Genomic DNA, 13,006 nt, shown 5'->3' with positions numbered 1-13,006 from the left:
TTTGTTTACCAAGGAGTTTTCCGTTTCGACTGCGCCGGAAGTGGGGCGAATTATAGACACCTGAAATCTGCCGTCAACAGCTATTTTCACAATTCTGTCATATAGGGCAAAAAAGCCCCGAAAACAAAAAGGCCGACCCAATGGGTCGGCCTTCTGCGCCCTTCTACTTACAAGCTAGGGAACGCGAATTGCGAAGCCTCGTGGCTCGCACGCTGTGGCCAGCGCTGGGTGATGGCCTTGCGACGGGTGTAGAAACGCACACCATCCGGGCCGTAGGCATGCAGGTCGCCGAACAGCGAACGCTTCCAGCCGCCAAAACTGTGATAAGCCACCGGCACCGGCAGCGGTACGTTGACACCGACCATGCCGACTTCGATTTCGTCGCAGAACAACCGCGCGGCTTCGCCGTCACGGGTGAAGATGCAAGTGCCGTTGCCATATTCGTGATCGTTGATCAGTTGCATGGCTTCTTCCAGGCTGTTGACCCGAACAACGCACAGCACCGGCCCGAAGATCTCTTCTTTATAGATGCGCATTTCTGGCGTGACGTTGTCGAACAGGCAACCACCCAGGAAGAAGCCTTCCTCGTGACCAGCGACGGTCAGGCCTCGGCCGTCCACCACCAGTGTCGCGCCGGCAGCTACGCCGTCTTCTACATAACCGCTGACCTTGTCGCGCGCCTGGCCAGTCACCAGTGGACCCATGTCCAGGCCGCAGTTGGTACCGGCACCGATTTTCAGCGCCTTGATTTGCGGAACCAGTTTGGCCACCAGTGCATCGGCCACCTGGTCACCCACGCACACCGCTACCGAGATTGCCATGCAACGCTCGCCGCAAGAACCGTAAGCCGCGCCCATCAGTGCGCTGACGGCGTTGTCCAGGTCTGCATCCGGCATCAGCACGGCGTGGTTCTTCGCACCGCCCAGGGCCTGGACGCGCTTGCCACGCTTGGTGCCTTCGGAATAGATGTATTCGGCAATCGGCGTCGAACCCACAAAGCTCAGCGCTTTGACTTCCGGCGCTTCGATCAATGCGTCCACCGCAGTCTTGTCACCGTGTACCACGCTCAGCACGCCTTTGGGCAGGCCCGCCTCCAGCAGAAGCTGTGCAATCAGCAGCGTCGAGCTCGGGTCACGCTCGGAAGGCTTGAGGATAAAGCAGTTACCGCAGACGATCGCCAGCGGGTACATCCACAACGGCACCATGGCCGGGAAGTTGAACGGAGTGATACCGGCCACCACGCCCAGCGGCTGGAAGTCAGACCAGGCGTCGATGTTCGGTCCGACGTTACGGCTGTACTCGCCCTTGAGGATTTCCGGAGCCGCGCAAGCGAACTCGACGTTCTCGATGCCGCGCTTCAATTCACCGGCAGCATCTTCCAGGGTCTTGCCGTGCTCTTCGCTGATCAGTTGGGCGATACGCGCTTCGTTCTGCTCCAGCAGTTGCTTGAAGCGGAACATCACTTGGGCACGCTTGGCCGGCGGCGTGTTGCGCCAGGCCGGGAATGCAGCCTTGGCCGCGTCGATGGCGCTCTGGATGGTTTCGCGGGTCGCCAGCGGCAACTTGTGAATTGCCTGACCGGTAGACGGGTTGAACACATCAACCGCGCGACCGTTCTCGGTCACCAGTTCGCCATTGATCAAATGCGGAATAACGCTCATGGAAGCTCCTGAAAAGTTGTCCACAGGCGTCCGTTAAAGAGCGCCTGCTATATAGATGCTTTTTGTAGGAGCGAGCTTGCTCGCGAAGATGGTGAGGGCGCCGCGTTCATCCAGGCAGCCCACATCATCGTTAACGTCCATCGCGAGCAAGCTCGCTCCTACAGGTGTGTTGTCAAATCAGTCGATCTTGCTCAGCACTTCGCCGACCGCGTCGAACAGACGATCCAGGTCCTGCGGCTTGCTGTTGAAGGTTGGGCCGAACTGCAGGGTGTCGCCGCCGAAGCGTACGTAGAACCCGGCTTTCCACAGCGCCATGCCGGCTTCGAACGGACGCACGATCGCGTCGCCGTCACGTGGAGCGATCTGGATCGCGCCGGCCAGGCCGTAGTTGCGGATGTCGATGATGTTCTTGGTGCCCTTGAGGCCGTGCAGCGCATTTTCGAAATGCGGTGCGACTTCGGCCACGCTCTGTACCAGGTTTTCCTTTTGCAGCAGGTCGAGTGCTGCCAGACCAGCGGCGCAAGCCACCGGGTGCGCGGAATAGGTGTAGCCATGGGGGAATTCAACCGCGTATTCAGGCGTCGGCTGATTCATGAAAGTCTGGTAGATCTCGGAGCTGGCAATCACCGCGCCCATCGGGATCGCACCGTTGGTGACTTGCTTGGCGATGCACATCAGGTCCGGTGTCACACCGAAGGTGGTCGCGCCGAACATGGTGCCGGTACGGCCGAAACCGGTGATCACTTCGTCGAACACCAGCAGGATATTGTGCTGGTCGCAGATTTCACGCAGACGCTTGAGGTAACCCTGTGGCGGCACCAGCACGCCAGCGGAACCGGCCAATGGCTCGACGAATACCGCCGCGATGTTCGACGCATCGTGCAGTTCGATCAGCTTCAACAGTTCGTCAGCCAGGGCGATACCGCCTTGCTCCGGCATGCCACGGGAGTAAGCGTTGCTTGCCAGCAAAGTGTGCGGCAGGTGATCGACGTCCATCATCGCCTGACCGAACAGCTTGCGGTTGCCGTTCACGCCACCGAGGCTGGTGCCGGCGATGTTCACACCGTGGTAGCCACGGGCACGGCCGATCATTTTGGTCTTGGTCGACTGGCCCTTCAGGCGCCAGTAAGCACGGACCATTTTTACAGCGGTGTCAGCGCACTCGGAACCCGAGTCGGTGAAGAACACGTGGTTGAGGTTGCCCGGGGTCAAGTCGGTGATTTTTTCAGCCAACTGGAAGGACAGCGGATGGCCGTACTGGAAGCCTGGCGAGTAATCGAGGGTACCCAGTTGCTTGGCGACCGCTTCCTGGATTTCCTTACGGGTGTGCCCGGCGCCACAGGTCCACAGACCGGACAGCGAGTCATATACCTTGCGGCCCTTGTCGTCGATCAGCCAACTGCCTTCGGCGCCAACGATCAGCCGTGGGTCGCGCTGGAAGTTGCGGTTGGCGGTGTAAGGCATCCAGTGAGCATCGAGCTTGAGCTGGCTGGCCAGGGAAGTCGGTGCGTTTTCAGGCTGGTTCATGGGCGTAACCTCGCAAGGCAATAAGCGGCGTAAGGATTGAAAACCGTTGTTGCAGCTAAATTGCCACGGGGATAAAGTCGGTGAAATCCAACTTTTCTAATGTTCAGTCAGCCAACTACTAAACTTTGAGTAACCCGCATGAGTACTCGCCGTCCCGATCCGCTGGCCCAGGTCAGCGACTTTGATATTCGCCTGCTGAGGATTTTCCGCAGCGTGGTGGAGTGCGGCGGCTTCTCCGCGGCGGAGACCGTACTGGGCATCGGTCGCTCGGCGATCAGCCAACAGATGAGCGATCTGGAGCAACGCCTCGGCCTGCGCCTGTGCCAACGGGGACGTGCCGGGTTTTCCCTGACCGAAGAGGGCCGCGAGGTCTATCAATCGGCATTGCAGCTGTTAAGTGCGCTGGAAAGCTTCCGCACCGAGGTCAATGGACTGCACCAGCACTTGCGCGGCGAATTGATCATCGGTTTGACGGACAACCTTGTCACCCTGCCCCACATGCGCATCACCCATGCCCTCGCGCAATTGAAAGAACGCGGCCCGGACGTGCAGATCCAGATCCGCATGATCGCGCCCAATGAAGTCGAGCAAGGCGTGCTCGACGGTCGCCTGCACGTCGGCGTGGTACCGCAGGCCAGCGCATTGTCGGGGCTGGAGTATCAACCGCTGTATAGCGAGCGATCGCTGTTGTACTGCGCGGTCGGTCACCCGCTGTTTTATGTCGACGACAAACAACTGGACGACACGCGTCTGAATAGCCAGGACGCCATCGCCCCGACCTTTCGTTTGCCGGCGGAAATCCAGGCCCATTATCAGGCGCTCAATTGCACCGCCAGCGCCTCGGACCGCGAAGGCATGGCCTTCCTGATCCTGACCGGACGCTATATCGGTTACCTGCCGGATCACTACGCGAGTCTTTGGGTACAGCAAGGCCGGTTGCGAGCGCTGAAAGCAAAAACACGCTTCTATGACCTCAGTCTGGCGTCGGTCACACGCAAGGGGCGCCGACCGCATCTGGTGCTGGAGAGTTTTCTCGAGAGCCTGGCCGCGACGCGTTGAACATTGTGGGAGCGGAGTAAGGTTTTATTGTGTGAGGTCTTGTCTGAAGCCGGTGGGTACGTTATCAACGCACTGGCCGTCCCACCCACCCGTTCGGAAGTGCTTATGACCTTTGAAGTCCCAGCCCACGGCGCAAAATCTGTCAGCCGCATTCGTCAAAAAAACGAAGAGACCATCATCAAGGCCGCCGAAGACGAGTTCGCCCGTCACGGGTACAAAGGCACGAGCATGAACACCATCGCTCAGAACGCCGGGTTGCCCAAGGCAAACCTGCATTACTACTTCACCAACAAGCTCGGCTTGTACGTGGCGGTGCTGAGCAACATCATCGAGCTGTGGGACAGCACGTTCAACACCCTCACCGCCGAGGACGATCCGACCGAAGCCTTGACCCGCTACATCCGCGCCAAAATGGAGTTCTCCCGGCGCCAGCCGCAAGCCTCGCGGATTTTCGCCATGGAAGTCATCAGCGGCGGCGAGTGCCTGACCGAGTATTTCAACCAGGACTATCGCGCCTGGTTCCAGGGTCGTGCGGGCGTGTTCCAGGCCTGGATCGACGCCGGTAAAATGGACCCGGTCGATCCGGTGCACCTGATCTTCCTGTTGTGGGGCAGCACCCAGCACTACGCCGACTTCGCCACGCAGATCTGCCGCGTCACCGGGCGCACCAAGTTGACCAAACAGGACATGGAAGACGCCGGGGATAACCTGATCCGCATCATTCTCAAGGGCTGCGGCCTGAAACCTGCCATCTAAGCACTTATGCCATTTACCCTCAGCGGTTTTTGCGAATACCGCGAAGAGATTCGCAAGAGCCGCTTCATTACCTTCGCCGCGCCGATCTCCAGCCCGGCCGAGGCCCAGGCGTTCATTGAACAGCACAGCGACTTGAATGCCTCGCACAACTGCTGGGCCTGGAAGCTCGGTGATCAGTACCGCAGCACCGATGATGGCGAGCCCGGCGGTACGGCGGGCCGGCCGATTCTGGCGGCGATCGAGGCACAGGATTGCGATCAGGTCGCAGTGCTGGTCATTCGCTGGTATGGCGGCATCCAACTGGGCACCGGGGGGCTAGCCCGGGCCTATGGCGGAGGTGCAAACAAATGCCTGCAAGCGGCGCCAAAGCTCGAGCTGATCAGCCGGGTGCCACTGCATTGCGCTTGCGGATTTGCCGAGTTGGCTCTGGTCAAGCTGCGGGTGGCGGAAGCAGGTGGATTGGTTGTGGATGAAAGCTTCACCGCCAATGGTGTCGAGTTGCAGTTGGCCGTAGGCGATGCGCAAATCGACACCTTACAGTCACAACTGGCCGATTTGAGTCGCGGGCGAATTTTGTTACGGCGCTAAAAGGCTTCGGCACCGGCTGCAATTTTTTGGGGCACGCCGCTTTTTCGATTATTCCATATTTGCCCACATCTGCTGTGCACCCGCCTGTGGATAACCTGAGCACATACCGCTGTAACCCTTTTGTCATGCGGCTTTGCGGACTTTGCTCAATTTTCGTCCAATCTGCCATCATGCACGTCAAATTCAAATAAAAACAAATAGTTACAACGGTTTATCGCCTTTAGAAGTAGCCACTCAGTGCTTATGCCCGTGCAGTGAGCTTGCGCACAAATACTGTGGAGCAATCTGTGGATAACCCGTTCATGGCCGTCTCGGCGCCCTGTACGGTATGGCTTGTGGTCGATTGCTCATTTTTTGAGCAGAACCCCACGAGCAAAATCGGGGCTTGATTTGCGCCATTGCCCCCATGTGGTGCCGGGCTGTGCGTGGCACATGTGAAAGCTGCGTACTGAACGCCTCTGGTCGCAGGACTTCGAGATTTTCCTGACCTGGTGGCCAGAAAATTGCTTTATCCACAGGCACAAGTCCAACAGCACTGAGCCTGTCATGCCCAATCACGCTCCAATCCCTGATCCAGTTCCGCGCCTGCAACTGCGCAGAATCACAAAGCGCTACCCCGGCTGCCTGGCCAACGATGCCATCGACCTGACCATTGCCCCTGGCGAGATCCATGCCCTGCTCGGCGAAAACGGTGCGGGCAAAAGCACGCTGATGAAGATCATCTACGGCGTTACCCACGCCGATTCCGGCGAGGTGATCTGGCAAGGTCAGCGGGTGAGCCTGCGCAACCCGGCCCAGGCCCGGGGTTTGGGAATCGGCATGGTATTCCAGCATTTTTCGCTGTTCGAAACCCTGAGCGTGGCACAGAACATCGCCCTAGCCATGGGCGCGGCGGCAGGCACACCCAAACAGCTTGAGCCGAAGATTCGCGAAGTGTCCCGGCGCTACGGCATGACGCTGGAACCGGAGCGACTTGTCCACAGCCTGTCGATCGGTGAACGGCAGCGGGTGGAAATCATTCGCTGCCTGATGCAGGACATCCGCCTGTTGATTCTCGATGAGCCGACTTCGGTGCTGACGCCGCAGGAGGCCGACGACTTGTTCGTTACCCTGCGCCGACTCGCCGCCGAAGGCTGCAGCATTTTGTTCATCAGCCACAAGCTCGGGGAAGTGCGTGCGTTGTGCCACAGCGCAACGGTTTTACGAGGCGGTCGGGTGGCCGGGCATTGCGTGCCGGCCGAGTGTTCGGACCAGCAACTGGCGCGCTTGATGGTCGGTGAAGCGGCGGAGTTGATCGCTGACTATCCGAAGGTTACCGGGGGTGATGCGTGCCTTGATGTCCGTGGATTGTCCTGGCACAACCCGGACCCATTCGGCTGCTCGCTTGCCAACATCGACCTTGAAGTGCGCCGCGGTGAAATTGTCGGCATCGCCGGTGTCGCCGGCAATGGCCAGGATGAGTTACTGGCCTTGCTCAGCGGCGAAGCACTGCTGCCCCGCAACGCCAGCGCGACGATCCGTTTTGGCAAGGAGCCAGTCGCCCATTTGCGTCCCGATGCTCGCCGCCAACTCGGCCTGGCGTTCGTCCCCGCCGAACGCCTGGGTCATGGTGCGGTACCGGAACTGAGCCTGGCGGACAACGCGCTGCTGACTGCTTTCCAGCACGGCTTGGTGAGTAACGGCCTGATCCAGCGCGGCAAAGTCGAAGCACTGGCCGAGGAAATCATCCGCCGTTTCGGAGTCAAGACACCCGATAGCCAGGCGCCGGCCCGCAGCCTGTCCGGCGGCAACTTGCAGAAATTCATCCTCGGTCGGGAAATCCTTCAACAACCCAGACTGCTGGTCGCCGCACACCCGACCTGGGGCGTGGACGTCGGTGCCGCCGCCACCATTCACCGCGCCTTGATTGCCTTGCGCGATGCCGGCGCGGCGATCCTGGTGATCTCCGAAGACCTGGACGAACTGTTCCAGATCAGCGACCGGCTCGGCGCCTTGTGCGGCGGTCGGCTGTCGGCGCTCCACTCCACCGTCGACACCCGCCTGAGCGATGTCGGCAGCTGGATGGCCGGCCAGTTCGGTGCCCCTCAATCACTCGCATCCGCCACGCGCTAACGGAGTGTCACATGCTGCTTTCTCTTGAACCTCGCGGCCAGCAATCGCGCCTGATGCTGTGGTGCTCGCCGTTGCTGGCGGCTGCACTGACCCTGGGCTGTGGATCGTTGTTGTTTATCGCGCTCGGGCATGACCCGTTGCTGACCTTGCACACCTTGCTGATCGCACCGGTCAGCGACCTGTACGGCGTCTCCGAATTGCTGGTCAAAGCCCTGCCGATTCTGCTCTGCGCATTGGGCCTGGCCGTCGCCTATCAGGCGCGCATCTGGAACATCGGTGCCGAAGGTCAACTGCTGCTCGGTGCGCTGGCCGGCAGTGCGCTGGCGGTGAACATCATCGATATGCAAAGCCGCTGGGCGCTGGTGTTGATCCTGCTTACCGGCACCCTGGCGGGCGCTGCGTGGGCCGGGCTGACGGCGTGGCTGCGCACGCGCTTCAACGCCAATGAGATCCTGACCAGTATCATGCTCAACTACATTGCACTGAACCTGCTGCTGTTCTGCGTTCACGGCCCTTTGAAAGATCCCGCCGGGTTCAACTTCCCCGAGTCGGCGATGTTCGGTGACGCCAGCCGCCTGCCGCTGCTGATGGACGATGGCCGGGTCCACGCCGGGGTTTACTTCGCCCTGCTTGCGTTGGTGGCGGTGTGGGTGCTGTTGCAGAAAAGCTTTGTCGGTTTCCAGATCAAAGTGCTCGGGCTGGACAAGCGTGCCGCCGGCTTCGTCGGCTTTCGCGAGAAGCGCCTGATCTGGCTCGCGCTCTCGATCAGCGGCGGCCTGGCGGGGCTTGCCGGTGTGTGCGAAGTCACCGGTCCCATCGGCCAGCTGGTGCCGCAGGTCTCGCCGGGCTACGGCTATGCGGCGATCACCGTGGCATTTCTCGGCCGTCTGAATCCTGTCGGCATCCTGTTTTCCAGCCTGTTGATGGCGCTGCTGTACATCGGTGGCGAAAGCGCACAAATGAGCCTGAACCTGCCGCAAGCGATCACCCAATTGTTCCAGGGCATGATGCTGTTTTTCCTGCTGGCCAGTGATGTGCTGATTCTCTACCGACCGCGTTTGAACCTGCGCTGGGCCCGCCGCGCACAATCCACCGTCGTACAAACAGGAGCGATGTGATGGATATCGATCTGCTGAGCAATATTTTCTACGCCATGGTCCGCTGCGGTACGCCGTTGTTGCTGGTGGCGCTGGGAGAACTGATCTGCGAGAAAAGCGGCGTCCTCAACCTGGGCCAGGAAGGCATGATGCTGTTTGGTGCGGTGATCGGTTTCATCGTCGCGTTCAATACCGGTCACCTGTGGCTCGGCGTGTTGCTGGCAATGCTCGCCGGGATGCTGTTGTCGTCGCTGTTTGCCCTGGTGGCGCTGGTGTTCAACGCCAATCAGGTGGCCACAGGTCTTGCCCTGACGATTTTCGGCGTGGGCCTGTCGACCTTCGTCGGTGCGGCGTGGGTCGGCAAGCCGCTGGCGGGTTTCGAGCCGGTGGCGATTCCCTATCTGAGTGAAATCCCACTGATCGGGCGGATGCTGTTTGCCCAGGATCTGCTGGTGTATCTGTCGTTCGCGTTGTTTGCATTAGTGGCCTGGGTGATTCTGAAAAGCCGCGTCGGGCTGATCATTCAGGCGGTCGGGGAAAACCCGGATGCGGCCAGCGCCATGGGCTTGCCGGTGTTGGCCGTGCGGACCTTGGCGGTGTTGTTCGGCGGTGCGATGGCCGGATTGGCCGGGGCTTACCTGTCCCTGGCTTACACGCCGATGTGGGCGGAGAACATGAGCGCCGGGCGCGGCTGGATTGCCCTGGCGCTGGTGGTGTTCGCCAGTTGGCGGGTGTGGCGCCTGCTGCTCGGCGCGTACCTGTTCGGGCTCGCCAGCATCCTGCACCTGGTGGCGCAGGGGTTGGGGCTGGCGATTCCGTCCAGTCTGCTGGCGATGCTGCCGTATGTCGCGACCATTGGGGTGCTGGTGCTGCTGTCCCGGGATGCGGTGCGCACACGGTTGTATGCGCCGGTGTCATTGGGGCAGCCGTGGCAGGCTGGGCATTAGTGGTTGTCTGGTCTGGCCTCATCGCGAGCAAGCTCGCTCCCACGTAACCGCATCTTGCGTAATTAAAGTGTCTGGCGCAGACCCTGTGGGAGCGAGCTTGCTCGCGATGGCTGCCGAACAGGCAACACTTGAGCAATGCCCCACGCCAATTCAAACACCAGAAAAACCACCAGCAGCGAACTCGCGCCATGGATCAGGGCATAAGCCTGCCAGGCCGAGAACAGGAATCTGCCCACGGCGTCATACCGCCCATAAACCTGCTGCGGATCACGAATCCGCAACACCGCCCATACGCACACAATCGAGCCCAACAAATTCGCCATCAACATGTGCACCGGCTCGAACGGTGGCAGCTCACCGGGCAAACTCAACGCCTGACTCACCCACGTCAAAATCCCATGCAACGCCGCAAAACTCCACGGCGTGACAAACGCGACCGTCACGATCAGATCATACCAGGCACTGCCTTGCACCAACCGGCGATATTGCGTTGTAGTCCACATCGACATTGCTCCATCAATTCAGGGAGCAATAAGGCTAAAGCCTGGAGTATGCTCCAGAGTCAAGCCCCCTCGAGACGTCATGATGCGCATCGGTGAATTAGCCCAGGCCAGCGCCGTCAGCCGCGACACGCTGCGCTTTTACGAGCAGCGCGGATTGATTGCGGCGCAACGCAGCGCCAACGGGTATCGCGACTATCCGCCAGACATGGTGCAACTGGTGCAGTACATCAAGACCGCGCAACGACTGGGCTTTACCCTCGGCGAGATCGGCAACAGCGTCGCAGCAATCTGGCAGTCGCCCGATCCCGACAGTGCCGTCACGCAACTGCTGCAAGACAAACTCAAACTGATCGAAGCCCGCATGGCCGAACTCGGCGCGCTGCGCGATGAGTTGCAACAACGGCTCGGGCAACAGTGTCCATTGAATCCACGACTCTGAATTTTCAAGGAAGCCACTCATGTCCAAGGCAAAAACCGCGCTCATCATCGGCGCCTCCCGGGGGCTTGGCCTCGGGCTGGTGAAAACCCTGTTGGCCGATGGCTGGCAAGTCACCGCCACCGTGCGCGATCCGCAAAAAGCCGAAGCCTTGCAGGCCTTGGGCAAGGTGCGGATCGAAAAGCTCGACATGGACGATCAGCAAGCGGTGTCCGCCCTGAGCCAACAACTCAAGGGCGACGTGTTTGACCTGTTGTTCGTCAATGCCGGGGTCAAGGGGCCGGATGTCCAGACGCCGAACGGTGGCGCGACAATGGCCGAAGTCGGTCAGCTGTTTTTCACCAACGCCGTGGCGCCGATCAACCTGGCCCAGAGTTTTGTCGAGCAACTGCGACCGGACACCGGCGTGCTGGCGTTCATGAGTTCGGTGCTGGGCAGCGTGACCATGCCCGATGCGCCGGAACTGGCACTGTACAAGGCCAGCAAGGCGGCGCTGAACTCCATGACCAACAGCTTCGTCACTCAGTTGGGCGAAACCAGGCTCACCGTGCTGTCGCTGCACCCGGGCTGGGTGAAAACCGACATGGGTGGCGAAGGCGCGGACATCGACGTGGAAGCCAGCACCCGTGGCCTGGTCGATCAGGTGAATGCGTATGTCGGCAAGGGTGGTCATCACTTCATCAATTACCGGGGCGAAACCATTCCCTGGTAATACCGTCGGGTTGCATCTGCCTGTCGGGTCGGGCTTGCCCGCCGGGCCGTTTTGATCGACACTTCGCACCTCGCCTCCCCGGCGAACCTGGATCAGCAGACAGGGCAACACTGAGCTGGCAACCCTGAACCCAACTTTCAGAGGAGCCGGCCAACATGCCTGCGACCCGTACCTGGTTAAAGAATCCCCTCGCCATTTTCACGTCCAATGGTCTCGATGCCCGTGGCGGTCTGGTGCTGCAAGACGGTTTGATCGTCGAAGTACTCGGCGCCGGTCAACAACCGTCCGCACCGTGCAATGAAGTGTTCGATGCCCGCGAGCATGTGATCCTGCCGGGCCTGATCAACACCCATCACCACTTCTATCAAACCCTGACCCGCGCCTGGGCGCCGGTGGTCAATCAGCCGCTGTTCCCGTGGCTGAAAACCCTGTACCCGGTCTGGGCACGACTGACCCCGGAAAAACTCGCCCTCGCCACCAAAGTCGCGTTGGCTGAATTGCTGCTGTCCGGTTGCACCACCGCCGCCGACCATCACTACCTGTTCCCGGAAGGTCTGGAAAACGCGATCGACGTGCAGGTCGAGAGCGTTCGTGAACTGGGCATGCGCGCCATGCTCACCCGTGGATCCATGAGCCTCGGTGAAAAGGACGGTGGCCTGCCGCCGCAACAGACCGTGCAGGAAGGCGAAGTGATCCTCGCCGACAGCCAGCGGTTGATCGCCGAGTACCATGAACGCGGTGACGGCGCGCAAATCCAGATCGCCCTGGCACCGTGCTCGCCGTTCTCGGTGACGCCGGAAATCATGTCGGCCAGTGCCGAGCTGGCGAACAAACTCGACGTGCGCCTGCATACCCACCTGGCGGAAACCCTCGATGAAGAAGATTTCTGCCTGCAGCGCTTCGGCCTGCGCACCGTGGACTATCTGGACAGTGTCGGCTGGCTCGGCCCCCGCACCTGGCTGGCCCATGGCATCCACTTCAACCCGGATGAAATCGCCCGCCTCGGCGCCGCCGGCACCGGTATTTGCCATTGCCCGAGTTCGAACATGCGCCTGGCCTCGGGCATCTGTCCGAGCATCGAGTTGACCGATGCGGGTGCCTTGCTTGGTTTGGGTGTGGACGGTTCGGCATCCAACGATGCCTCGAACATGATGCTCGAAGCGCGTCAGGCCCTGTACATCCAGCGCCTGCGCTACGGCGCCGAGAAGATCACCCCGGAGCGCGTGTTGGGCTGGGCGACCAAGGGTTCGGCGAGCCTGCTGGGCCGTACCGATATCGGCGAGTTGGCGGTGGGCAAGCAGGCTGACCTGGCGATGTTCAAGCTCGATGAACTGCGCTTCTCCGGCAGCCATGATCCGGTGTCGGCGTTGCTGCTGTGTGGTGCTGATCGCGCGGATCGAGTGATGGTCGGCGGCAAGTGGCGGGTGATCGACGGGCAGGTCGAGGGGCTGGATCTGAAGGGGTTGATTGCTGATCACAGCCAGGCGGCACGGCAACTGATCGCCGGGACCTGATACAACACCGATTAAAACTGTGGGAGCGGGGGGGGGGGGGGGGGGGGGGGGGGGGGGGGGGGGGGGGGGGGGGGGGGGGGGGGGGGGGGGGGGG

General features: G+C 60.8%; 12 protein-coding genes. 9 read left to right on the top strand and 3 right to left on the bottom strand.

The window, feature by feature from the left end:
- Positions 1–167: 167 nt before the first annotated feature.
- Positions 168–1,661 (bottom strand): CoA-acylating methylmalonate-semialdehyde dehydrogenase, encoded by a 1,494-nt coding sequence (locus AC1Q6Y_RS27900; RefSeq protein ID WP_090452969.1) that lies wholly within the window; start codon positions 1,659–1,661, stop codon positions 168–170.
- 177 nt (positions 1,662–1,838) lie between these two features.
- Positions 1,839–3,188 (bottom strand): omega-aminotransferase AptA, encoded by a 1,350-nt coding sequence (aptA, locus tag AC1Q6Y_RS27895; protein ID WP_057712120.1) that lies wholly within the window; start codon positions 3,186–3,188, stop codon positions 1,839–1,841.
- 138 nt (positions 3,189–3,326) lie between these two features.
- Between aptA and AC1Q6Y_RS27890 the strand changes: the two genes are divergently transcribed.
- The 6 genes from AC1Q6Y_RS27890 (at position 3,327) to AC1Q6Y_RS27865 (ending at position 9,747) form a co-directional block, all read left to right on the top strand.
- Positions 3,327–4,247 (top strand): LysR family transcriptional regulator, encoded by a 921-nt coding sequence (locus AC1Q6Y_RS27890; RefSeq protein ID WP_057712121.1) that lies wholly within the window; start codon positions 3,327–3,329, stop codon positions 4,245–4,247.
- Positions 4,248–4,352: 105 nt separating this feature from the next.
- Positions 4,353–5,003, top strand: a complete 651-nt coding sequence (locus tag AC1Q6Y_RS27885) for a TetR/AcrR family transcriptional regulator (protein ID WP_150815109.1) — start codon at positions 4,353–4,355, stop codon at positions 5,001–5,003.
- Positions 5,004–5,009: 6 nt separating this feature from the next.
- Complete coding sequence (locus tag AC1Q6Y_RS27880; RefSeq protein ID WP_218495123.1) at positions 5,010–5,591, top strand: IMPACT family protein; 582 nt, start codon at positions 5,010–5,012, stop codon at positions 5,589–5,591.
- Between the two features lie 546 nt (positions 5,592–6,137).
- The gene (locus tag AC1Q6Y_RS27875) at positions 6,138–7,703 is read left to right on the top strand and encodes an ABC transporter ATP-binding protein (RefSeq protein ID WP_492625645.1); all 1,566 of its coding nucleotides are present in this window, start codon (positions 6,138–6,140) and stop codon (positions 7,701–7,703) included.
- Between the two features lie 11 nt (positions 7,704–7,714).
- Complete coding sequence (locus AC1Q6Y_RS27870; protein WP_150815107.1) at positions 7,715–8,821, top strand: ABC transporter permease; 1,107 nt, start codon at positions 7,715–7,717, stop codon at positions 8,819–8,821.
- Positions 8,821–9,747, top strand: coding sequence for an ABC transporter permease (locus AC1Q6Y_RS27865; protein ID WP_057712126.1), 927 nt, complete (start codon positions 8,821–8,823; stop codon positions 9,745–9,747). Before AC1Q6Y_RS27870 ends, AC1Q6Y_RS27865 begins: the two co-directional genes overlap by 1 nt.
- A gap of 62 nt (positions 9,748–9,809) precedes the next feature.
- Here AC1Q6Y_RS27865 and AC1Q6Y_RS27860 read toward each other — a convergent pair whose 3' ends face one another.
- On the bottom strand, positions 9,810–10,250 hold the full coding sequence (locus AC1Q6Y_RS27860) for a hypothetical protein (protein ID WP_492625644.1): 441 nt from the start codon (positions 10,248–10,250) through the stop codon (positions 9,810–9,812).
- Between the two features lie 82 nt (positions 10,251–10,332).
- Here AC1Q6Y_RS27860 and AC1Q6Y_RS27855 point away from each other — a divergent pair, with 82 nt between their 5' ends.
- From AC1Q6Y_RS27855 to AC1Q6Y_RS27845, 3 genes are all read left to right on the top strand, one after another.
- Entirely contained in the window at positions 10,333–10,689 is a 357-nt protein-coding gene (locus tag AC1Q6Y_RS27855; protein WP_492625646.1) for a MerR family transcriptional regulator, read from the top strand.
- A gap of 19 nt (positions 10,690–10,708) precedes the next feature.
- Complete coding sequence (locus AC1Q6Y_RS27850) at positions 10,709–11,398, top strand: SDR family oxidoreductase (protein ID WP_492625643.1); 690 nt, start codon at positions 10,709–10,711, stop codon at positions 11,396–11,398.
- A 155-nt stretch (positions 11,399–11,553) separates the two neighbouring features.
- A complete protein-coding gene (locus AC1Q6Y_RS27845; RefSeq protein WP_008050330.1) occupies positions 11,554–12,912 on the top strand; it encodes an 8-oxoguanine deaminase in 1,359 nt (452 codons plus the stop codon).
- The last annotated feature ends 94 nt before the right edge of the window (positions 12,913–13,006 follow it).

This window comes from Pseudomonas sp. GW823-FHT06E10 (genome assembly GCF_058794995.1).
The sequence above is the reverse complement of the archived record's forward strand: the minus strand, read 5'-3'. Positions and strand labels throughout refer to the sequence as shown.